Source organism: Bacillus sp. D48C (genome assembly GCF_053345735.1).
In genome coordinates, this window is the sequence record NZ_JBKFAQ010000008.1 from 220,520 (window position 1) to 243,204 (window position 22,685).

Annotated in this window: 23 protein-coding genes and 1 pseudogene; 18 read left to right on the forward strand and 6 right to left on the reverse strand. The window is 33.2% G+C overall.

Annotated features, from left to right (window positions below):
• Positions 1 to 389 precede the first annotated feature (389 nt).
• The 4 genes from ACLBXA_RS19955 to ACLBXA_RS19970 are packed head-to-tail and all read left to right on the forward strand — an operon-like array spanning position 390 to position 3,744.
• Positions 390 to 1,376 carry a UDP-N-acetylglucosamine 4,6-dehydratase family protein gene (locus ACLBXA_RS19955; protein WP_000932593.1) on the forward strand — a complete coding sequence of 329 codons (987 nt, stop codon included), beginning with the start codon at positions 390 to 392 and terminating at the stop codon, positions 1,374 to 1,376.
• Positions 1,373 to 2,284 (forward strand): NAD-dependent epimerase/dehydratase family protein, encoded by a 912-nt coding sequence (locus ACLBXA_RS19960; RefSeq protein ID WP_017763527.1) that lies wholly within the window; start codon positions 1,373 to 1,375, stop codon positions 2,282 to 2,284. Before ACLBXA_RS19955 ends, ACLBXA_RS19960 begins: the two co-directional genes overlap by 4 nt.
• Positions 2,281 to 2,631 (forward strand): DUF6572 domain-containing protein, encoded by a 351-nt coding sequence (locus ACLBXA_RS19965; RefSeq protein ID WP_002082318.1) that lies wholly within the window; start codon positions 2,281 to 2,283, stop codon positions 2,629 to 2,631. Before ACLBXA_RS19960 ends, ACLBXA_RS19965 begins: the two co-directional genes overlap by 4 nt.
• Positions 2,632 to 2,679: 48 nt before the next feature.
• Positions 2,680 to 3,744, forward strand: coding sequence for an undecaprenyldiphospho-muramoylpentapeptide beta-N-acetylglucosaminyltransferase (locus ACLBXA_RS19970; RefSeq protein WP_000047567.1), 1,065 nt, complete (start codon positions 2,680 to 2,682; stop codon positions 3,742 to 3,744).
• 75 nt (positions 3,745 to 3,819) lie between these two features.
• Here the strand turns inward: ACLBXA_RS19970 and ACLBXA_RS19975 are convergent, their stop codons facing one another.
• A complete protein-coding gene (locus ACLBXA_RS19975; RefSeq protein WP_000773542.1) occupies positions 3,820 to 6,564 on the reverse strand; it encodes a sensor domain-containing protein in 2,745 nt (914 codons plus the stop codon).
• A 404-nt stretch (positions 6,565 to 6,968) separates the two neighbouring features.
• Between ACLBXA_RS19975 and ACLBXA_RS19980 the strand changes: the two genes are divergently transcribed.
• The 3 genes from ACLBXA_RS19980 (at position 6,969) to ACLBXA_RS19990 (ending at position 9,081) form a co-directional block, all read left to right on the forward strand.
• Positions 6,969 to 7,784, forward strand: a complete 816-nt coding sequence (locus ACLBXA_RS19980) for an alpha/beta fold hydrolase (protein WP_000640338.1) — start codon at positions 6,969 to 6,971, stop codon at positions 7,782 to 7,784.
• Positions 7,785 to 7,867: 83 nt separating this feature from the next.
• Positions 7,868 to 8,443, forward strand: coding sequence for a histidine phosphatase family protein (locus tag ACLBXA_RS19985; protein WP_000109172.1), 576 nt, complete (start codon positions 7,868 to 7,870; stop codon positions 8,441 to 8,443).
• Positions 8,444 to 8,763: 320 nt separating this feature from the next.
• Positions 8,764 to 9,081, forward strand: a complete 318-nt coding sequence (locus ACLBXA_RS19990) for a hypothetical protein (RefSeq protein WP_000809494.1) — start codon at positions 8,764 to 8,766, stop codon at positions 9,079 to 9,081.
• A 95-nt stretch (positions 9,082 to 9,176) separates the two neighbouring features.
• Here the strand turns inward: ACLBXA_RS19990 and ACLBXA_RS19995 are convergent, their stop codons facing one another.
• The gene (locus ACLBXA_RS19995) at positions 9,177 to 9,815 is read right to left on the reverse strand and encodes a YczE/YyaS/YitT family protein (RefSeq protein ID WP_001241258.1); all 639 of its coding nucleotides are present in this window, start codon (positions 9,813 to 9,815) and stop codon (positions 9,177 to 9,179) included.
• Positions 9,816 to 10,011: 196 nt separating this feature from the next.
• On the opposite strand from ACLBXA_RS19995, the gene pepT reads away from it, so the two are divergent.
• Positions 10,012 to 11,244 (forward strand): peptidase T, encoded by a 1,233-nt coding sequence (pepT, locus tag ACLBXA_RS20000; RefSeq protein WP_000807003.1) that lies wholly within the window; start codon positions 10,012 to 10,014, stop codon positions 11,242 to 11,244.
• A 38-nt stretch (positions 11,245 to 11,282) separates the two neighbouring features.
• On the opposite strand, the gene ACLBXA_RS20005 is transcribed toward pepT, so the two are convergent.
• From ACLBXA_RS20005 to ACLBXA_RS20015, 3 genes are read right to left on the reverse strand one after another with little or no spacing between them, the layout of a single operon-like run.
• Positions 11,283 to 12,194: a DNA-3-methyladenine glycosylase 2 gene (locus ACLBXA_RS20005; RefSeq protein WP_000123497.1), complete on the reverse strand. Its 912-nt coding sequence runs from the start codon at positions 12,192 to 12,194 to the stop codon at positions 11,283 to 11,285.
• A complete protein-coding gene (locus ACLBXA_RS20010; protein WP_001089834.1) occupies positions 12,191 to 12,721 on the reverse strand; it encodes a methylated-DNA--[protein]-cysteine S-methyltransferase in 531 nt (176 codons plus the stop codon). Before ACLBXA_RS20010 ends, ACLBXA_RS20005 begins: the two co-directional genes overlap by 4 nt.
• Entirely contained in the window at positions 12,702 to 13,298 is a 597-nt protein-coding gene (locus ACLBXA_RS20015) for a bifunctional transcriptional activator/DNA repair enzyme AdaA (RefSeq protein WP_000551298.1), read from the reverse strand. The genes ACLBXA_RS20010 and ACLBXA_RS20015 overlap by 20 nt, the downstream gene beginning before the upstream one ends.
• Before the next feature lie 153 nt (positions 13,299 to 13,451).
• Here ACLBXA_RS20015 and ACLBXA_RS20020 point away from each other — a divergent pair, with 153 nt between their 5' ends.
• The 6 genes from ACLBXA_RS20020 (at position 13,452) to ACLBXA_RS20045 (ending at position 19,197) form a co-directional block, all read left to right on the forward strand.
• Positions 13,452 to 14,210 (forward strand): exodeoxyribonuclease III, encoded by a 759-nt coding sequence (locus tag ACLBXA_RS20020; protein ID WP_000767606.1) that lies wholly within the window; start codon positions 13,452 to 13,454, stop codon positions 14,208 to 14,210.
• 301 nt (positions 14,211 to 14,511) lie between these two features.
• Positions 14,512 to 15,477, forward strand: coding sequence for an iron-hydroxamate ABC transporter substrate-binding protein (locus ACLBXA_RS20025; protein ID WP_098900202.1), 966 nt, complete (start codon positions 14,512 to 14,514; stop codon positions 15,475 to 15,477).
• Between the two features lie 27 nt (positions 15,478 to 15,504).
• Complete coding sequence (locus tag ACLBXA_RS20030; RefSeq protein WP_447617421.1) at positions 15,505 to 16,512, forward strand: FecCD family ABC transporter permease; 1,008 nt, start codon at positions 15,505 to 15,507, stop codon at positions 16,510 to 16,512.
• On the forward strand, positions 16,505 to 17,527 hold the full coding sequence (locus tag ACLBXA_RS20035; protein ID WP_000920455.1) for a FecCD family ABC transporter permease: 1,023 nt from the start codon (positions 16,505 to 16,507) through the stop codon (positions 17,525 to 17,527). The genes ACLBXA_RS20030 and ACLBXA_RS20035 overlap by 8 nt, the downstream gene beginning before the upstream one ends.
• 14 nt (positions 17,528 to 17,541) lie before the next feature.
• Entirely contained in the window at positions 17,542 to 18,363 is an 822-nt protein-coding gene (locus ACLBXA_RS20040; RefSeq protein WP_000025762.1) for an ABC transporter ATP-binding protein, read from the forward strand.
• A gap of 15 nt (positions 18,364 to 18,378) precedes the next feature.
• Positions 18,379 to 19,197 carry an alpha/beta hydrolase gene (locus tag ACLBXA_RS20045; protein ID WP_001098706.1) on the forward strand — a complete coding sequence of 273 codons (819 nt, stop codon included), beginning with the start codon at positions 18,379 to 18,381 and terminating at the stop codon, positions 19,195 to 19,197.
• Positions 19,198 to 19,230: 33 nt separating this feature from the next.
• On the opposite strand, the gene ACLBXA_RS20050 is transcribed toward ACLBXA_RS20045, so the two are convergent.
• Positions 19,231 to 19,920 (reverse strand): class I SAM-dependent methyltransferase, encoded by a 690-nt coding sequence (locus tag ACLBXA_RS20050; protein ID WP_044782941.1) that lies wholly within the window; start codon positions 19,918 to 19,920, stop codon positions 19,231 to 19,233.
• An 88-nt stretch (positions 19,921 to 20,008) separates the two neighbouring features.
• Between ACLBXA_RS20050 and ACLBXA_RS20055 the strand changes: the two are divergent.
• The 4 genes and pseudogenes from ACLBXA_RS20055 to copZ all read left to right on the forward strand — a co-directional run bounded on the left by ACLBXA_RS20055 (position 20,009) and on the right by copZ (position 22,616).
• Positions 20,009 to 21,079, forward strand: a pseudogene (locus ACLBXA_RS20055) (helix-turn-helix transcriptional regulator).
• Positions 21,080 to 21,386: 307 nt separating this feature from the next.
• Positions 21,387 to 21,614 (forward strand): hypothetical protein, encoded by a 228-nt coding sequence (locus ACLBXA_RS20060; RefSeq protein ID WP_000849105.1) that lies wholly within the window; start codon positions 21,387 to 21,389, stop codon positions 21,612 to 21,614.
• A gap of 289 nt (positions 21,615 to 21,903) precedes the next feature.
• Complete coding sequence (locus ACLBXA_RS20065) at positions 21,904 to 22,206, forward strand: metal-sensing transcriptional repressor (RefSeq protein WP_000349643.1); 303 nt, start codon at positions 21,904 to 21,906, stop codon at positions 22,204 to 22,206.
• A 203-nt stretch (positions 22,207 to 22,409) separates the two neighbouring features.
• The gene (gene copZ, locus ACLBXA_RS20070; RefSeq protein ID WP_000436973.1) at positions 22,410 to 22,616 is read left to right on the forward strand and encodes a copper chaperone CopZ; all 207 of its coding nucleotides are present in this window, start codon (positions 22,410 to 22,412) and stop codon (positions 22,614 to 22,616) included.
• The last annotated feature ends 69 nt before the right edge of the window (positions 22,617 to 22,685 follow it).

The following is a 22,685-nucleotide window of genomic DNA, read 5'->3' on the forward strand; positions in this document are numbered from 1 at the left end:
ATTTGCCGGGTAGTAAGATCCCCACCTCAAAATTCAGCGGAAGCAAAGATGTTCGGTGGGGGATCAACCGCCCGTAAAAGCCCGATTGGTGAGGGCTGATAATTAGTGGGGGATGAACAATATCCCCACTGATTAAAGTTTCACTTTATTTTATTACGAGTATAAGAAATAAATGAGCGGTGTTTTTTTACAAGGAATTTATTTATCATGCAAACAGTATAAAAAATCTTACTGTTGTGAGGTGAAATGAAAAACAGAAACGTTGTTTAATAGTTTCTGTTTTTTTATTTTGTCAATTAAATGTAACAAACGACGATTATGATTTGAATCAATTGAAAATAATTCAATAAATACTATTTAAATTGAGATGTTTCGTAGGAGGAAAAGGAATGTTAAATAAAATAATTTTAATTACTGGTGGTACAGGTTCGTGGGGGCATGAACTTATAAAACAACTATTAGAAAAATCACCGAAAGAAATTAGAATTTTTTCAAGAAATGAAACGGTTCAGTTTGAAATGCAGCAACAGTTTATAAATGATGAAAGGTTAAAATTTATTATTGGAGATATTCGTGATAAAGATCAACTAGTCTATGCTTGCCAAGGTGTACATTATATATTTCATCTTGCAGCTTTAAAACACGTTCCAGTATGTGAGTATTATCCTTATGAAGCTATAAAAACCAACATACATGGTACGCAAAATGTAATTGAAGCCTCTATACAGATGCGAGTTGAAAAAGTTATATATGTTTCAACGGATAAAGCAGCTGATCCATCAAATACGTATGGGATGACAAAAGCAATTGGTGAAAAATTAATGGTTCATGCGAATATACAAACGAAGAAAACAAAATTCATTTGTGTTCGTGGTGGAAATGTTTTAGGGACGAGTGGAAGTGTAGTACCGCTTTTTAAACAACAAATTAAAAAATCTTCACAAGTAGGGATTACCGATGCGAATATGACTAGATTTTTCTTAACAGTTGAAGATGCTGTTGGATTGTTATTTAAAGCCGTATATCAAGGTAGAGGCGGGGAAATCTTTGTTATGAAAATGCCGGCATGTAAAATAACAGATTTAGCAGAAGTGTTAATTGAAGATTCGGAAAAAAGGAACGTTAAGGTAAAAGAGGTAGGGATAAGACCAGGTGAAAAATTAAGTGAAATGCTTTTATCTGAGGTAGAGAGTAAAACAAGTATAAGTTTTGATCAAAATTATTTTGTGGTACTACCGACCATTCCTATAGAAGGACTTCAAGAATATTATTCTAGCTATCCGCTAGTGGATGTGAAGAGTTTTAGTTCTCAACAAGACTTACTTGCAAAACATGAGGTGAAACAAATGCTATTAAAAGGAGGATTTTTGCGATGAAAAAAAATGCGAGCCTTTTAATAACTGGTGCAAATGGTTTTACAGGACGCCATGCTTGCCAATATTTTTTAGAGCAGGGCTTTCATGTAATTCCTATGTTTCAAAATCGTGCACATAGAGAAAAAATTAGAAATGGTATTACTTGTAATTTAACTAATAAGAGCGAAGTAATAAAGGTAATGAAACAAATAAAGCCAGACTACGTATTGCATTTAGCAGGAAGGAATTCGGTCATAGAATCTTGGACATCTGCTCTTGAATATATAGAGATTAACGTAATAGGAACGTTATATTTATTAGAAGCAATTAAGCAAGAAGCATCGTATTGTAGAACATTAGTTATAGGATCTGCTTTGCAAGCAGATAGTATGGACGAAATGAAAATTTCAAATCCATATAGTTTAAGTAAAACGATGCAAGTCATTATTGCAGAGGCTTGGGGAGAATTAATGGATTCAAATATTATCATTGCAAAGCCTTCAAATTTAATTGGTCCAGGGGTATCGAATGGCATTTGTTCGATTCTCGCAAAGAAAATGATAGATATAGAATCAGGTAGAAGTAAAGCTATTATTGAAGTAAACAGTTTGAAAGATAGTAGAGATTTTCTAGATGTACGTGATGCGGTTAAAGCGTATCATGTGTTATTACGAGATGGAATAAATGGAAAACAATATAACATCGGATCAGGAGTAAAACGATCTTTATTAGATGTACTAGAACAATATAAAGAATTAACACAGCTAAATTTTTTTATAGAGGAAACAGAGAAAAGTGGGAGCGACTCAAATGAGAGTTTAGTAATAGAGGAAATAAAAAGGTTAGGTTGGATCCCAGAAATTGAATTTCATCAATCATTAAAAGATGTACTTGAGTATGCGAAGTGTAGTGACATCTGCATGCAATGAAAAACAAAAAAGGGTGTAAGAAATATATGAATGGTTATGAAGTAATAGATAATCAAAATACGCTATTTCTTTCAATTGTTGATACGCTGGACTGGAAAGATGAAGAAGCGCATGTATTGCGTCTTTATGAGGCAATACATAAATATCAAGCGTATGTAGAAGAAAAAAGGGTTAATCGAATAAAGTCAGCATTAGAGACCGAAACTAGGTATGTGATTCAAATCTTTGCTCAATATGAGTGTAGTGAGTATGGAAATGATTTTTATGAACTCATTAAAGATCTTTTACAAGATATAGAGGTGGAGTTAAAGATTTATATAAAAAATAATAAGTTTATTTACATTTAAAAGGTAAATATAAAGCTAGATTTTTAATAATAAAGGTGGGTATAAGTTATGAGCAAAACGATTCTTTTTACTGGGGGCGGTACAGCCGGACACGTTATGATTAATATTGTATTAATTCCTAAATTTATAGAGCAAGGATGGAGAGTCGAGTATATTGGATCCAAAAATGGAATTGAAAAATCATTAGTGAAAAATGTTAAATACAATAGTGTTTCAACGGGCAAGCTTAGGAGATATTGGGATTGGGAGAATTTTAAAGATCCTTTTAAAATTATAAGCGGTTGTTTACAAAGTTATAAATTAATTAAGAAAACAAAGCCTGACGTTATCTTTTCAGCAGGAGGATTTGTTTCAGTTCCTGTAGCTATAGGAGCATGGTTAAATCGTGTGCCTATAATTATACGTGAACCAGATAGCACATTAGGACTTGCCAATAAAATAGCATTACCTTTTGCTACAAAGCTATGCACAACATTTCCTCAGACAGGAGAAAATGTAAGTAATGAGAAGAAGGTTTATGTAGGACCGATTGTAAGGGAAGAAATTGAGAAGGGTAACGTATTAAGAGGAAGAAGATATTGTGAATTTCAACAAGATAAACCAGTGTTATTAATTATGGGTGGGAGTCAAGGTGCTAAATGGATAAATGATATGGTAAGGAAATGTTTAGATACAATACTATTAAACTTTAATATTATTCATATATGTGGTAAAGGGAAGGTAGACCCATCTATTGGCATGGAGGGGTATATGCAATTTGAATATATAGGAGACGAGTTGCCGCATATACTAAATATGGCAAGTGTTGTAGTTTCCAGAGCGGGTTCTACTGCTATTTCTGAATTGTTATTTTTGAAGAAACCGATGTTGCTTATCCCGTTAACTAACAGTTCCAGTAGGGGAGATCAAGGTTTAAATGCTGAATATTTTTCACGGCAAGGATATGCGGAAGTAATACTCCAAGACAGAGTAAATACGAATACATTTATACATGCAGTAAATAAGTTGTATACAAATCAGGAGAAATATATTCAAAACATGAATGAATATAAAAAAACAAATGATGAGGGGATTCATCAATTAGTAGATATAATAAATGATGTGGTGAAGTAATAGAAATGTAAATGGAAAAACAAAAGGAAAGAAGGTATCTTCTTTCCTTTTTACTATATTTGTTCAAATTTATTGTTAGTTATTCCAATTAGCTATGTAATATGGGTGAATGCCGTTTTCTAATAGCTCAGTAAATGCATCAATATGAATAGGCTTACTGTAATAATAACCTTGAATAAACTGACATTTATTTTTTTGAAGGAAATTTACGTGCTCTTTTGTTTCTACACCTTCAGCAATGACAGACATTCCTAGTGTATTTGCTAATGTGATGATTGTTTTAATAATTTCCATTCCATCATCACATGTTTCAGACATTGTAATAAATTCTCTCGGAATTTTTAATGTATCAATTGGATATAAAGGTAAGTAGGCTAGCGAAGAATAACCTGTACCAAAGTCGTCGATTGAAATGTGAATCCCTAGACTTTTTAGTGTACGCAGTTTTATCAATGTTTCTCGTTCATCCATCATTGCAATTCGCTCTGTTAATTCAAGATCAAGAGAGCTTGCTGGTAAACCTGTATTTGTTAAAGTAGAAGAAATAGACCTTACAAAATCCTCTTGTTCAAATTCTTTAGCAGATAAATTTACACCTATTTTTAAATGTGAATATCCGAGTCCGTGCCAACGTTTCATTTGCTTACAAGCCTGCTCTAATGTCCATTTTCCTATTGAAATAATTTGTAGTGTTTCTTCTGCAATCGGAATAAACTCGTATGGAGAAATAATACCTAATTCAGGATGATTCCACCTAATTAAAGCTTCTGCACCGATGATTTTATTAGATTCACTATCAACTTGAGGTTGATACAAAAGGAACAATTCTTCATTTTGTAGTGCGTTTGGTAAATCTTTTTCTAATCGTAATCGTCTTTCAATTTTTTTAGCGATTACATCGTCATAAATAGAGAGAGAGTTAAGCTCTTTTGCTTTTGCATCATACATTGCAACATTGGCGTTTTTCAGGAGTGTAGCGGTATCGATTCCGGAATGTGGATAAATAGCGATGCCGATACTCAGTGATAAAGTTAATTTATGCTCATGTATGATAAATGATTTTTTCATGCATTCAAATAATTGGTTACATAATTGGAATAAGTAATCTTCGTCAGTATAGTTTTCAATTATGATTGTAAATTCATCGCCACCGATTCTTGAAAGATGAGTATGTGATGGAAGACATGATTGGAATCGCTTTGCTACTTCTTCTAATATGTAATCTCCTGACGAATGTCCAAGTGTATCGTTAATTGCTTTAAAGCGATCTAAATCTAAATATAATAATGCAAACTCGCTTCCTGCTATTTTAGCATTTTTTATAACTCTCTTTAATTTTTTATGAAAAAAGGCACGGTTCCCAATTTTCGTTACTGTGTCATGGAATGCTAAATATTTAATTTCTTCTTGCTGTTTTTTTAGTGCAGTAATATCTTTCACCATAATATAGCTTCCTGAAATTTGTCCGTCTATTATAATAGGAATGATTGTAACGTATAAAAAATAAGTAAAGCCATCTTTATATTGAGAACTAAGTTGTAAGGATGCCGATTCTTGTTGTTTCACTTTCTCTAATGCCAATGCTAGCTTATGCTTATCTTCATCTAAAATAATCGAAAAACAAGTTTCACCTAGTAACTCATCCGTTGGTGCACCAAGTAGTACACTCCCAGCCTTATTTACATTTAAGAATATTCCATTTAAATCAATGGTGAAAATAGGGTCAGGATGATATTCATATAATGATTTAAACTTTTGTTGTTTTTGAGAAAGAGCCTCTGATTTATGAACTAAATCAGACGTCCGTAAAGTAACTTTTTCTTCTAGTTGGGCATTAAATGCCTGCAAACGTTTTGTTAAGGAATTGTTTTGCATACGTACGATAGAATGACGAATGAGTACGAAAATAAAAGTAATACAATTTCCTGTAATGAGAGTTGAAGATGATGTTTGTTCTTTTAATGTAAACCCGATTAGTATTGCAACAGCAAGATAGGGAAATACAACTAAAGCTTTTTTTCCTATTATAGGGTTTACAATGAAATAATTTTTATGGCTATTATGATCTTCTGGAATAGAGCCAGCTATTGCAATAAGTAATATAGGTATTCTATATAAAAGACGTAATAATGTTATCGTTTCAGTTGATAAGTGGTTATTTAAGTAAAAATAAATATAGTTAAAAGTTGCAGAACTTATTAATACAAAAATAAAGATATAAATTTTCCGTTTGGATTTAAAAATTGTTGGACGGAAAAAGAGACTAACACCTAGCAGCAGAAATAATAAATCTGCAATTGGGTATAAAAATGAAAGGAAAACATCTCCTAGTGAAAGAGAGAATATATTTAAACTTGGTTGGTTAAATAAATACCATTCTAATGTAAATATGGAAGTAAGCACTATGCATATATCACAAATAAAGAACGCTTTTTCCCATTTATTGCATTCCTTTAAAATTTTATAGCAGAAAGCGATAAGACAGAAAAATAGAAAAAACATGTAAAATACATCAGAAACAGTAAAACGATGTATTGGAATTTCGAAGAAGCTATCCTGATATGTATATACTATTTTCCCTAATAAAAAACTACCAATTGCTATTGTAATACATATCCAAAACGGATTTGAACTGACTTTTTTAGAATATATAGAGTAAATCAGTGATACAAATGTAATGGCTTCAACGATAAGTGAAGCGAAGCGTACATCTGAATTTGAAAAATGAGTAGGGAACAGATAGAAAAACATAAAATAGATTGAATAGCATATTAATGTTCCAATTAATATACATAATTGTAAATTTTTATTTAATTTCAATGAAATCACCTTCTTTAATTATGTACTATGTTCGTTATATCTATACATAATAATATTATTTAAGAATTGTATCAGATTTCCTTATAAAAATCATGTTTATAAGGAAAGTGTTAAATAGTGTAAGTATTCTTAAAGTTAAAAAAACATTGTGGTTGATAGTATAGACTGTATCAAGATTTTAAATAGAAATTGTATATTTAGTCATCCTTTGAATTGTAAAGTTTTTTTAGTGATTTGTAAGTGGAGATGCAAAATTGCATATAAAATGATGAGGGTTTTTTAGGCGAGATTTTTATTTTAAATCTGAAAATTAACATTTGTGAAAATATAGGGAAAGGATATAGAATAAGAACGTGTATTCTTACAGAGTGGATAGTATTGCCACTAAATAGGGAGGTTTTTTTATGATATATCGAATTAAAGATGCAGAAATATACTATGAAATTGTGGGAGAGGGTAAACCGGTCATTATCATACATGGCTGCGCCCCTGATCATAGGTTAATGATGAAATGTATGGAATCAGTATTTCAGAAATATGAAGGTTATAAGCGAATATATATTGATTTACCTGGTATGGGGAAATCGAACGCTCCAAATTGGATAAATAGTTCAGATCGTATAGTAGAAGTGCTTATCACATTTATTGAGGAAATCATTTCTACTGAAAAATTTTTATTGGTAGGAGAATCATATGGAGGCTATTTAGCCAAAGGTATACTTACAAAGATGTTTGAGAGAGTTAGCGGATTACTATTAGTATGTCCTGTTGTTGTAGCGGAGCCAGAAAAAAGGATTCTTCCAGATAAACAGGTAATTGTACAAGATGAGGAATTTTTAAATACGCTTACTTCCACGGAAAGAGAGAAATTTTGTGAGTTAGCTGTAATAGCAAATGAATATACATATACGCGATTTAAAGAAGAAATTAAGCCTGGGTTAGATGTTGCTAATTATGAATTTATTGAAAGGTTGCAAAAGAATTACTCTCTTACTATGGATTTTCAGCGTGAAAAATATGAAAAGCCCGTTCTTTTACTGACTGGAAGACAAGATATATCAGTAGGTTATCAAAATATTATAGAAATTATTGAAGAATATCCCAGGGCAACATTAGCAGTGTTAGATATGGCAGGGCATAATTTGCAAATTGAGCAGCCTGAATTATTTGAGAGTTTAGTAGGAGAATGGATTAGACGAACAAATCAGCACATTTTATAAAGTATTTTAGTATTACACTTAAGTGTTGAAATGGGATAAATGAACGTGATGTATTAACTAATAAACAATTTTAAGGAGAAATTATGAGCACATATATTTATATGGTTAGACATGGTGAATCACCAAAACTAGAAGGAAATGAAAGAATGCGCGGGTTAACTGAGAAGGGACGTATGGATGCCCGTAGAGTAACTGACATATTAAAAGCGGAGAAAATTGATACTTTTATTTCCAGTCCCTATAATCGGGCTATGTTAACGATAGAGGAGTCAGCTAATTTCCATGAAAAAGAAATAGTAGTATATGAAAATCTTAAAGAGTGTATGTTTTCAAGTGAGGGTCAGGTTATATCAGACAAAGAGGTGTATCCACTTGTACAGAAGATGTTCTCTAATCCGGACTTTTCACGAACGGAAGGAGAGTCATATGCAGATTGCCAGAGAAGAGTAGTGAAAGTATTAAAAGAAATCTTAATAGATTTTCAAGGACGCAAAATTGTAATTGGTACACATGGGCTTGTCATGACATTAATGATGAACTATTTTGATAAACAATATGGTTTTGAATTTTTAATGAATACGTCAAAACCGGATATATATAAGATGGAGTTTAAAGAAGAACAATTAATGAATGTAGAGAGATTATGGAAAGCGGAATAAAATTAGTTGCATGGATTTTGTTGTAAAAGTTACTTTTATAGCAAAGTCTTTTTTTGAATAGAAAGCATCTTTATCAACTATTTTTAGAATGTTAAATCAATAAGTAATTATTCAGTATTTGAATAAATTATGGGGGAATTGGTTTAGGGAAACAATTTTAAATGTGTCAAAACTCCAAACGTTGGATTTATATTCAATAGGAGAAAAAGATGTAGAATTTTGTCTTACAGTCCCCGTTTACTTTTCATTTCATTACATATAGGCTTTGTGGTGTAAGGGGGACATCACCTTTACGCAAAATCTATAAGGAGGTCATTGTAATGAAACAGATTAAAAAGTTTGCGGGAGTTGCTTTAGCGGGGACGATTGGATTAAGTGGACTACTGTTTTTAGAACCAAGTGTAAGCGTTGCGGAAGCACAGCAAGTGAAAGTGGAAAATTTCAATACAATTGATGTAACGATGGATCTAAATGAATTGTATGTATTAAGTGGCAGAAGTATTGATATTCTTTCTGGAGATAAAGAAGCAATTCAGTTAAATAAATACACAATTAGTTTTAATAAACCTGGGAAGTATGTGATTAAAGTAAATGGTTGTATTTATGATGATGTATATACTTTTATTGTGAATGAGTAGTATTATATATTCTTAAATTGCGAGATAAAAACAGAAACACCCTATTTGCGGCGGGAGTCGTAAATAGGGTGAATTTATTTGCATTAAGCAGTACTTTAAATATGTTCACTAATTTTCTTTTTGTTATGTAAAGTATGTAAAAGTGTTTGAAACATCTTAAATGATTGCTGAAAGATTGGACTTTGAATAAAGGTGTACAGAAAAGTTACGATGAAAACAGGACCGCCTAGCATAAATCCAACAACTAGTACAATACATTCTACTATGATTCTAGCACGGCTAATAGAAAGTCCTGTTTTGTCGGAAATAGTAAGCATGAATCCATCACGAGGGCCAGCGCCAATCCCAGCTGCAACGTACATCCCTCCCCCGATACCTGTAATGGCAATACCAGAAAATAAAATGAGTAAGTTTATCCATAAATAATTACTAGCGTCTGGAAGCATGTTTGATTGTAAGAAAAAGTCCATAATGGGACCGATAAGTAGTGCATTCAAAAATGTACCGACATTTATATATTTTCGATCTACTAGTAAAGATATTAGAACGAGACATAACCCACATATGACACTCCACGTACCAATGGTCCATCCAAACTTTTGGTAGAGAGCCATATTTAAAACTTCCCAAGGGTGCAAGCCTAGAAATTTAACTTTGACCGCAAGAGCATTTCCAAGGCCAAAGAAAATTAATCCTAAGAAAAAAAGAAAATAGCGAAAGAGAGTTAGCCTCATCTTTAAAACCTCCCATATTTTATAATTATGTATGTTACCTGTTACGGTTTTAATGTACAAATATTATGTCTTTTTATCATTCGTTTAAAAATGTTAACAATGTAAATGAAATATGTATCTTCACAGTCAAAAAAGTTAAAATATTTCGTTTTAAGGATTATAATGGAGAGAGAAACGTAAAAGGGAGTGAATGAACTTGAAACAAGAACTTATTGAAAGATTTACGAGATATGTAAAAATTGATACGCAATCAAATGAAGAAAGCCATACAGTACCAACAACACCAGGACAAATTGAGTTTGGTAAGTTATTAGTGGAAGAGCTAAAAGAAATTGGGTTAACAGAAGTAATGATGGATGATAATGGCTATGTAATGGCAACACTTCCAGCTAATACGGACAAGGATGTTCCTGTAATCGGATTTTTAGCTCATTTAGATACGGCAACAGACTTTACAGGGAAAAACGTCAAGCCACAAATTCATGAAAATTTTGATGGTAATGCAATTACGTTAAATGAAGAGCTAAATGTTGTGTTAACACCAGAGCAGTTCCCGGAATTACCATCATATAAAGGGCATACCATTATTACAACTGATGGTACAACACTTCTAGGAGCAGATGATAAAGCTGGTCTTACAGAAATTATGGTTGCAATGAACCATTTAATACATAATCCGCAAATTAAGCACGGGAAAATAAGAGTAGCATTTACACCGGATGAAGAAATTGGTCGTGGGCCAGCGCATTTTGATGTAGAAGCGTTTGGTGCATCATTCGCTTATACGATGGATGGAGGTCCATTAGGTGGTTTAGAGTATGAAAGTTTTAATGCTGCAGGTGCTAAGTTAACGTTTAACGGAACGAATACACATCCTGGAACAGCGAAAAATAAAATGCGCAATGCAACTAAACTGGCTATGGAGTTTAATGGGCATTTACCAGTAGAAGAGGCGCCAGAATATACAGAAGGCTATGAAGGATTCTATCATTTACTTTCTTTAAATGGTGATGTTGAGCAAAGTAAAGCGTATTATATTGTTCGAGACTTTGATCGTGAAAATTTTGAGGCACGTAAAAATAACGTTAAAAATATTGTGAAGAATATGCAAGAAAAGTATGGTGAAGATGCAGTCGTCTTAGAAATGAATGATCAATACTATAACATGCTTGAAAAAATTGAACCGGTAAGAGAAATTGTTGATATTGCATATGAAGCAATGAAAAGTTTAGACATTGAACCAAATATTCATCCGATTCGCGGAGGCACAGATGGATCACAATTATCATATATGGGATTACCGACGCCGAATATTTTCACTGGTGGTGAAAACTATCACGGTAAATTTGAGTATGTTTCGGTAGATAATATGGAAAAAGCCGTTCAAGTTATTGTAGAAATTGCAAGACGTTTTGAGGAGCAAGCTTAAAAAAGAACCAAGTAGTACGAATGTGCTACTTGGTTCTTTTAATATAGTACTCGCCATAAATAAAAAGTCGCATAAGACTCCCAATTAGCCCAGTTTGCCGCGAAATCTTTTATTTCATTTTTAGTCGGTTTATTTTCGGAACCTGTTATAAATTTAATTGCATTATGCAGACCAACATCATCAATTGGAAAAGCTGAAGGAAATCTTAAACAACGCATTAAAACATAGTTGGCAGTCCATGGGCCTATACCATGGATAGCGGTTAATTGTTTCTCAGCAACCTTTACATCTTGTGTTTGCAGTAAATCCTCTTTTGATAGTTTTCCCTCTGTGATAAGCTTCGCAATACCGATTAAATATTCACATTTTCTAGTCGTCATTTTTAATTGTTGGAGATCTTCTACATGTAGATTTGCAATTGTTTCAGGTGATGGGAATATCCAATGCTTTCTACCGTCCCATTCTACATAACTTCCAAATTGCTCAACTAATCTTCTTTTTAGCGTATAAGCATATGTTAGGTTAATTTGTTGACCGATAATTCCCCAGGAAAGTGCCTCAAATAAGTCTGGAATACCTAAAGTACGAAGGCCATAATATTGTTCAATTGGTCCTTGAAGGAGTAAATCATGTTTAGCTAATGTATAAAAGGGGGCTAAATCAGTAGTTAAATCAAACCATTCTTTTACATAGTTAGCTACAGCTTCACGTATCGATTTTTCAGATGTGAATGATTCTTCTAAACAAAGTATTTGAATATTGCCATCTGTATTCACACTAATTTCAACTAAAGGATTTATATCTTGAACAGGGATAACTTTATAAATTTTGTTATCTTCAATATGGAACATACATTCATTGTTAGAACGTGATAGATAACGTAAATTTTCTTGGAAACAAAATTCTTTTGGAACTGCTATAGATAATGCGCTATTATATTCTGCTGTCATATGAATTCCACCTGCAACTTTTCTAATGTAAGCAATTTTTTCTTCATTTCTAATCCACCCCTAAATCCGGTTAGTTTCCCATTCTTCCCAATAACGCGGTGACAAGGAATGGTAATAAGAAGAGGGTTAGCAGCAATAGCAGAAGCAACGGCGCGCACAGCTTTAGGTTTTTGAATTCTTTCAGCAATTTCTGTATAAGAATAGGTCTTTCCATAAGGAATTTCACGTACCGCATTCCAAACAGATGATTGAAAATTAGTTCCATAAGCATCGATAGGGAATGTAAAAGTTTCTCGCTTGCTTTCTAAATATTCGATAATTTCTTTCGTATATATTTGCAAGTAATCTGGACTATGGATCAATATATGTTGGGGCAGTTTTTTTCTAGCCCATATATTTAATTCTTCAAAGTTTTCGTCTTGTGATCCAATGAAACATAGTCCATTTTCAGTTGCAGCAATATGAAATCGCCAATTTTTATGTGTAAGTAGCGTCCAATATATATAATTATTTTTGTAGGAATTCATTATCGTATCCCTCTTTCATTTCGTTCTTTTTTCGATATTCAGTAGGAGTAAATCCGGTTTTCTTTTTAAATAAAGTTGCGAAATACTCTGGGTTTTCTATCCCGACAGCAGTACTAATTTCTTTAATAGATTGATTTGTGTGTAAAAGGTATTCGGTTGCTTTAAGAACCCTGAATTGTTGTATATATTCTATAGGAGTTAGCCCTATTATTCTTTTGAAAGTACGCTGTAAATGAAAAGGGCTACCATGACACATTTCCGCAAGCATGTCGAGAGTTAAGGATTCGTCATAATGCTTTTCGATATAGTCTTTAATTTGTTCTACCCACTCTTCATTAGGTAAAGTGATCCCGTTTGGCTTACAACGTTTGCACGGGCGAAAGTTTTCACTTAATGCTTGTTCTGCATGATGAAAAATTCGTACATTGTTTCTATTCGGTATTCTTGATTTGCATGATGGCCTGCAAAAGATTCCAGTTGATTTCACAGCATAAAAGAATTTGCTATCATAGGAAGAATCATTATGAATAATTGCATGCCAATACTCACTCGTTAATGTTAACCCTTCATTGTGCAAAAACATCACCTCTGAAAGTAGTATAACCTGAATAAAGTGCGTATGTACGTATTTACAAATGTAAGAGCAAGATTACAAAGATGAACATATGATTGTTTTTCTATTTTGTGATAGCATGAACTTTGAAAGTGAACATCAAGAGGAGGACTATAAGTGAAGTTAATTTCATGGAATGTAAATGGTTTACGTGCAGTTATTGCAAAGGGTGGATTTTTAGAATATCTCGAAGAATCTAATGCAGATATATTTTGTCTGCAAGAGATTAAATTGCAAAGTGGCCAAATTGATTTAAATCTAGAGGGATATTATACATACTGGAATTACGCTGTGAAAAAAGGGTATTCGGGAACGGCTATTTTTACAAAAAAAGAACCGCTTTCTGTTACATACGGCTTAGAAATTGAAGAGCATGATCAAGAAGGGCGACTTATTACATTAGAATTCGAAGATTTTTACATGATCACGTTATATACACCAAATTCAAAACGTGGATTAGAACGATTAGATTACAGAATGAAATGGGAAGATGATTTCAGATCCTATATCAAACGATTAGATGAGAAAAAACCAGTTATTTTTTGTGGAGACCTAAATGTTGCTCATAAAGAAATCGATTTGAAAAATCCAAAAAGTAATCGTAAAAACCCTGGATTCTCCGATGAGGAACGAGAGAAATTTACATGTATTTTAGAAGAAGGATTTATTGATACGTATCGTTACCTTTATTCTGATCAAGAAGGTGCATACTCGTGGTGGTCGTATCGTATGGGCGCGAGAGCGAAAAATATCGGATGGCGTTTAGATTATTTTGTTGTTTCGGAAAGAATGAAAGACCAAATAACAGAAGCGAAAATTAATAGTGAAGTAATGGGATCAGACCATTGTCCAGTTGAATTACATATAAATTTCTAAAAAAAGAAGTATCTCCCTAAAATCAGGCGGATACTTCTTTTTTTAATTCAGTTTGTTAAAATTTTTCAAATCATTCTTGAAATAATTTCATATTAAATATATACTTAGTAACGATAATCATTATCAGTAGAAACGGTTATCAAGTGGTGAAGGTGTAAAAGAATTATAGTCTAGGGGAAGTGAACGTGAATGAGTTCTGGATAAAATTATTAATCTAATGAAATATATATTTGAGACAAGGTTCATATAGTTAAATTTTATTGAGAATATAGTTTGAAAATTCGAGAGGAGACATATAAAGATGAACAAGAAATTATTTACTTTAGGGATGATTACAGTTTTAAGTGTAGGTTTAGCGGCATGTAATAGTGCGGATAAAACTTCAGGCGAGCAAAAACAACAGACAAAAGCTACGGAAACGAAAAAAGATGAAAAACGAAAAATTACATATTTAGGTAAAGAATATACAGTGCCAGCAAAAGTAGATAAAATTGCGACAGCTAGTTTAGAGTCAATGGAAGATGCGGCGGTACTTGGAATTAAACCAGTTGGTGCCATTACTGTAGGTGGTAAATTACCAAAATACCTTGAAAAAGAGTTAGAAGGTGCGAAATCTGTTGGTGAGAAAATGCAACCAAATTTCGAAACATTACTACAATTAAAACCAGATGTTATTACATCGAGTACGAAATTCCCAGCAGAAACAGCTGAAAAGTTTACGAAAGTAGCTCCTACATTCCCGGTATCACACGTTTCAACAAATTGGGAAGATAACTTAAAGTTAATGGGAGAATTAACTGGTAAAAAAGATAAAGCAGAAAAAATTATTAAAGACTACAATTCGGACGCTGAAAAAGCAAAAGCAAAACTAGGAGATAAGTTAAAAGATAAAAAAGTACTTGTCATTAGATTAAGAGCAAACGAATTATTCTTATATCCAGATGGAGTATACTTCAACCCTGTAATTTATAAAGATCTTGGACTAACTGCTCCAGAACAATTGAAAACTGTAAAAGCACAAGAGAAAATTTCATTTGAAAAACTTGCTGAACTTAACCCAGATTATATTTTCTTACAATATGAGGCAAGTGAAAATAAAAACCCGAAAGTGTTAGAAGAAATTGAAAGTAATCCAATTTGGCAAAGTATGAATGCTGCGAAGGAAAAGAAAGTATTTGTAAATGTTGTAGATCCAATGGCACAAGGTGGTACTGCTTGGAGTAAAACAGCATTCTTAAAAGAAGCAGTGAAAAATTTATCTAAATAATACAATAAGTAAGGTGCGTTGAATGATATGCAGAAAACAAATGCAGTACCAGTAACCATATTATGTATAGCACCCATACTCATCTTATTTACAGTTATACTTTCGATTTTGTATGGGGCGAAAAGTATTGATGCTGAAACAGTGTGGAACGCATTATTTCATTTTGATTCAAGCGATGTAAATCATAATATTATTATTACTTCACGTTTACCAAGGGTAGTTGCAGCTCTTTTAGTCGGAGCATTTCTAGCCATATCAGGAGCACTTATGCAGGGGATGACAAGAAACTATCTTGCATCCCCTTCTATTATGGGTGTGACGGATGGCGCTGCCTTTGTTATTACACTTTGTATGATCTTTCTTCCGGGAATGTCATCAATTGGTATGGTTTTATGTTCAATGATTGGTTCTGCACTAGGAGCCGGTATCGTGTTTGGTTTTGGTTCGCTCCTTCAAAATGGCTTATCACCAGTTAGGTTAGCGATTATAGGGACAGTTATTGGAACATTTTTAAGCAGTGTATCGGCTGCAATGGCTTCATATTTTCAAATTTCTCAAAATGTTAGTTTTTGGTTTAATGCAAAATTAGATCAAGTAGATCCTAATATCATTAAAATCACGATACCGTTTGGGATAATTGGAATAATTTTAGCGCTGTTAATATCAAAATCTATTACCATTCTTTCATTAGGCGAAGAGGTTTCTATTAATTTAGGGCAGCGTACAAAACTAGTTAAAGCGATGGCAATTTTATCAGTTATCTTTTTAACAGGAACAGCAGTTGCTTTAGTGGGGAAAGTTGGTTTTGTAGGTTTAATTATTCCGCACATTACTCGCTTTATAATTGGGGTAGATTATAAGTGGATTTTGCCATGTGCAGGCGTTATTGGTGGCGTTTTCTTAGGGTTATGTGATGTTTTAAGTAGATTTGTAAATTATCCATTTGAAACGCCAATTGGAGTCGTAACATCTTTAATTGGAATTCCTTTCTTCCTTTATTTAATTCGTACAAGAGGAGGAGAGAGACATGCTTAAAAGTTCAAGTCAACGTTTTGGAATGACGATGGGGATTATTGTATTTTTAATACTATGTGCCATTTACATTAGTTTAACGAATGGTACGTTTGATATTACGATTACAGATGTATTTAAAACACTTTTTAGAATTGATCCAGTACCAGAACATGATTTAGTTATTTTTGAGTTTCGCCTTCCGCGTATTGTAATTGCTGGATTAGTAGGATTAGGCCTTGGTGTTGCGGGTGCCGTTATTCAAGGGATTACAAGAAATGGATTGGCAGACCCAGGTATTTTAGGCGTAAACGCCGGAGCAGGAACAGCCATCGTTATTTTTATGTTTTTCTTTCAAGGGCAACTAAAGAGCACAGATTGGATTTCTATAATGATGATGCCTATGTTTGGTTTAATAGGTGGATTAGGTGCAGCGCTAATCATTTATTTGTTTTCTTGGAAAAACGGTAAGTTAGATTCGCAACGACTGTTATTAACAGGGATTGCAATCGGTTCAGGGTTTGGAGCATTCTCTATGTATTTATCACTCAAAATGAAGTCAACCGATTTCGAGATGGCTGCAGTGTGGGTGTCTGGAAGTATATATAGTGCAAACTGGAAGTATATTGTGGCTATGTTACCATGGCTTATTATCTTAATTCCGCTTATACAAAAGAAAGCTTATTTATTAGATTTATTTCAATTGGAAGAAACGAGTATTACAAGTTTAGGTGTTTCAGTAGAAAGAGAGAAATCGATTTTACTGTTAAGCAGTATCGGACTTGTGAGCGCATGTGTTGCTGTTTCAGGGAGTATCGGTTTTATTGGACTAATGGCACCGCATATAGCGAAAAGACTTGTCGGTATTCAACATAAGTATATAATTCCTACGTGCGGCGTAATAGGAATGTTTCTTGTAATTGCTTCAGACTTTATTGCGAAAACAGTTTTCACACCTGTAGAGCTACCAGTTGGAATCGTTATTTCTATTGTCGGTGTACCGTATTTCTTATATTTACTTTATAAGGCGAAAGCGTAAGAGGAGGAATAAAAGTGAGTATTTTAAGTGCAAAAAATTTAGAAACAAGTTATGAAAAGCTTACAGTGTTTCGCGATTTAAATGTGGAAATACAAGAAGGAAAAGTAACGACAATTATAGGTCCAAACGGTTGCGGTAAATCGACATTGTTAAAAACAATGGGAAGAATTTTAAAACAAAAAAGCGGAAAAGTATATTTGCAAGGGCAAGATTTACATACAATTCCAACGAAAGAAATTGCGAAGCAGTTAGCTTTACTCCCGCAAACGCCAATTGCACCAGGTGAACTTAAAGTGGAAGAATTAATTTCTTATGGACGCTATCCACATCGAAATAACGTAAATAAGTTAACGACAAAAGATAAAGAAATGATTGATTGGGCATTAGATATAACGAAAACTTCTGAATTTCGGACGAGACAAATTGCAAATTTATCGGGCGGTCAAAGACAAAAGGTATGGCTAGCGATGGCATTAGCACAAGAGACAGAAGTGTTGCTATTAGATGAGCCAACTACATACCTTGATATGTCTCATCAATTAGATGTATTACAAATTGTGGAGAAGTTAAATAAAGAACATAATTGTACGGTTGTTATGGTATTACATGATATTAATCATGCAGCAAGGTTTTCAGATGAAATTATTGCAATGAAGGAAGGAGAAATTGTTATAACTGGTAGCCCAGAAGAAATCATTACAAATGAAGTGTTAAAAGAAGTATTTCATATTGATGCGCGTGTCATGATTGATCCGTATAACGGGGCTCCTGTTTGTTTCGGTTATGATAGCGTTGTATCTCAAGAAGAAAAAATCGAAATATATGTAACAAGTTAAAAAGGGGGGGATAGGGTGAATACTACAGTTGAAAAACAGCAGATTATAACATCTAATACAGAGCAGTGGAAAATGTATTCAAAATTAAAAGGTAAAGAATATCAAATTCATATTTCAAAGCCGAGGCAACCAGCACCGGATTCAGGATATCCTGTCATTTACGTATTAGATGGCAATGCCTTTTTTCAAACATTTCATGAAGCAGTTAAAATACAATCAGTAAGAGCGGAAAAAACCGGTGTTTCACCAGCTGTTATAGTAGGAGTGGGTTATCCAATTGAAGGCGCATTTTCAGGGGAAGAAAGATGCTATGATTTTACGCCTAGCGTAATTTCAAAAGATGCTCCTTTAAAACCAGATGGTAAACCGTGGCCTAAAACAGGAGGAGCACATAATTTCTTTACTTTTATTGAAGAAGAACTGAAACCACAAATTGAAAAGAATTTTGAGATTGATAAAGGTAAGCAAACGTTATTTGGGCATTCTTTAGGTGGACTATTTGCTCTCCATATACTATTTACAAACTTAAATGCTTTTCAAAATTATTTTATTAGTAGTCCATCTATATGGTGGAATAATAAATCTGTACTTGAAAAAGAAGAGAACCTTATACATGAATTAAACAATGCTAAGTTTGAAACAGGAGTGTTCCTTACAGTTGGGTCACTAGAACGAGAGCATATGGTTGTAGGTGCAAATGAATTATCAGAGCGCCTTCTCCAAGTAAACCACGATAAACTTAAATTTAAGTTTTATGAAGCTGAAGGAGAGAATCATGCATCTGTTGTGCCGACGTCTTTAAGTAAAGGATTGAGATTTATTAGTTACGTATAGGAAAAAAGGTAAGCAATTGCTTACCTTTTTTCCTTATTGTTTAAAGGCAACGTATCCATCAATTAAAAAACTAGTGAAAAAGCGAGTCATTTGAGTAAAGCCACATTCCTCGATAATAGTTAATAAATTAGCTTCGGAAATAGGAAATATTTCTGTTTCAAAAGAATTTTCAAATCGGTCCCAATCTTCTAATGGAATTTGATTTTGCATCATATGATTGCGCCAAGCATGTAATTGTGTAGAAAACATACTTGTATGGGGCACACCATTTATTGAAGCGAGAAAGAATGGCGCACCAGGCTTTAGGCGATTACTAATATCATTAATAAGTTCTTTTTTCTCCTTATTAGTTGGAATGAAGTGCAGGACGAGCATACAGGTGGCAGCGTCAAATAACTGATTTGGTAATAATGTATGGATAGTTCCATGTACAAGATGAACATGGTTTTGTATGCCTTCGTTTTTAATTCTTTTTTTAGCTAACTGTAGCATGCTTTCAGATGGATCGACCCCTGTAAAAGATAAGTTGTTATTTTGTTTGCCTATTGAGAGAATTTCTTGTCCGCCACCAGCACCTATAACTAGTAAATTTGGATTCATGTTTTTTATAGGGAGTGTAGTAAATAAAAAATGGTTCATCATTTCATATAGGTGGTAGTAGCCTGGGATTTTACATGGAATTCTTTGTTCATATGAATTTACGGTAGTATCATTCCAATTCATTTTTAACCTCCTAAGTATGTGTTTTATAGGTTTATTATGAAATGAAATTATGAAGGGGAACAATCCCGTAAATCTGGGGGGGAAGAGGATGCATGAAAAAACAATGAAAGAAATTAAAATGGTAGCGAATCATATAAGTTCTATAAGATCATTTCAAGAGTCATTTCTCCACTTGATACGTAAAGTTATTGATTTTGACGCCGCTTGTTTTACAACTATAGACCCAATTTCTTTTTTATCTACTGGGGCATTTACCGATGAGAGTGTTGAAAAGATTCATCCACAATTGTTTATGAATGAATTTTTAGAAGATGATTTTAATAAATTTAAATGTTTAACAGAACACTCTCCTCATGTTGCTTCTCTAAGTATGGCGACAAATGGTGAACAAAAGAAAAGCTCTAGATACCGAAATATTTTAAAACCAGCAAGTTTTGGAGATGAATTAAGGGGCGTTTGTATGAGTAAGGGGAAATGTTATGGCCATCTTAGTTTATTTTGAGGAAGTATAAGTCCCGCTTTTCATATCGATGATTGTAAGTACTTAGCAACGATAGTCCCAATCGCTGGAGAGGCTTTAAAGAAGACAGTTTCTATACCTTTTTCAGAAGAGAAGGTGATAGGCACAGGTACGATTATAGTAAGTGAGGATTTTAGTGTATTATATTGGAATCAAGGTGGCAGCGAGTGGCTTTCAAATCTTAGAAAGCATGAACAGTTAAATATAAAAGAAATACCAAGGCCAATACGTGCGGTTTGTTCGAAAGTAAAGGCTAACGAGTATAATGTAGGGTGTATGAATAGAGAAGAAAACGTTTGTCTACCTTTAGCCTATGGCCATTTTTTAATCATTCGGGCTAGTAAGTTAGAACGTACAAGTAGTTTTCAAGGTGGTTATATTGTTCTATTCGAAAGAGCAAGACCGGAAGAGATTTTTCCACTTATTATGGAAGCTTATAGTTTTACAATACGTGAGAAGCAAGTAATACGTAAAATTCTTACAGGTATGTCGACAAAGGAATTAGCCCAAGAACTTTGTATATCTATATACACGGTACAAGATCATTTAAAATCCATTTTTGAAAAGACTGGGGTAAGTAGCAGAAATGAACTTGTGTGGGAAGTATTTTCGAAGTTTTGCTTTGATGTCAATGAATGAAAATAAAACAACTCTACAAAGATCACATGAAGTACGGTGGATGAGTTGTAGGATTGGACTTAAAAAGGTTATGGATGAAACGTTCCATAACCTTTTTTGATATGTAGAATTGTCCTTTTTGAACGTTTTGTTTCAACTTTTCGTCTAAAGAGACAAAAAGTTGTCACAATTCGGTCACAATTAGCATAAACATAAAATAGACGAAATGAACTTATTTCCAAAAAAGCTTAGTTCATTCCAATCATGATTCGTAGAGCTGCAAAAGCATGGATTAAAAGTTCACTATATTTTCAAGGAGGTAGATCGTATGAAAACTATTCTTGCTATCGCTGGGCTTATTTGGGTTTTATCACATGGAATTCCAATTTATGAAGGAGAACAAATTCGCAGTGCTCTGAATAAAAATTTTAATGAATATCATGTTATTGATCGGCAAGATAATGTTGTGACAGTTCGTGTAAATGACTGTTTTCATACGGTAACCGTGGAAGGAACTTCAGTAGTGAATGATGAAAAAGTATGTGATCAGCAATAATTATATATAGAAGGAAAAAAGTCTCAATTTATACACGTATAAATTGAGACTTTTGTATTTATGGATGAATAATAAGAGGGGATGGATAATCCCCTCTTATTATTTTTTTGAAAAAAGGAAAGGGTATCATGATAATTGAGGCTGAGAAGCTAATAAGTTGTTAAGAATAGGCATAAAGTGTAAATATACTCTTATGGGGTATCATGCGTAGATATTTAATGCTATAATTGGTATACTCATAAAAACAATTGTTTTATTGGATGAAGAGAAACTTTAAGAAGGTGATAATATGGATCATAAAGAGAATGAAGCAGTAACACATAGATCAGAAAAAGAAAAAGAACAGATTATAAATAGATTAAAGAGAATTGAAGGACAGGTTCGCGGTATTCAAAATATGATTGAAAATGATCGTTATTGCGTGGATATTTTAGTGCAAATTTCAGCGATTAATGCAGCGATGAAAAAAGTAGGAATGGGCGTTCTCAAAAATCATACGAGTCATTGTGTTTCAGGAGCTATTAAAAATGGAAATGGTGACGAAGCAATTGAAGAATTAATGACAGTATTTGAACGTTTTTCAAAAGCGTAAAAACAAGCTAGTATTTAACTGGCTTGTTTTTTTGTTTACCCTTATATTGGATTTTGGTGTATTGTAGTGAAAAAGTGTGTGTAAAATAAACTTTTAGAAAATAATTGAAAAATCATGATATAAAACCATTGATTACCTTAGGGGGGTATGGTAAGATGTAATTGTGATTAACAAACAATGAATAAACAAGAGGAGGATTTTAAATGGAACAGTTAACATTACAAGTTGAAGGTATGTCTTGTGGACATTGTGTAAATGCTATCGAAAGCAGTGTGAAAGAGCTAAACGGTGTTGAACAAGTGAAGGTTCAATTAGCAGAAGGAACTGTTGAAGTTACTATCGATTCGTCTGCTGTAACATTAAAAGATATCGTTGCTGTAATCGAAGATCAAGGATACGATGTTCAATAATTATTTTTAGATATGGAGATAAATCGTACTTTAAATGAAGTACGATTTATTTTGCTAATAATTATACCT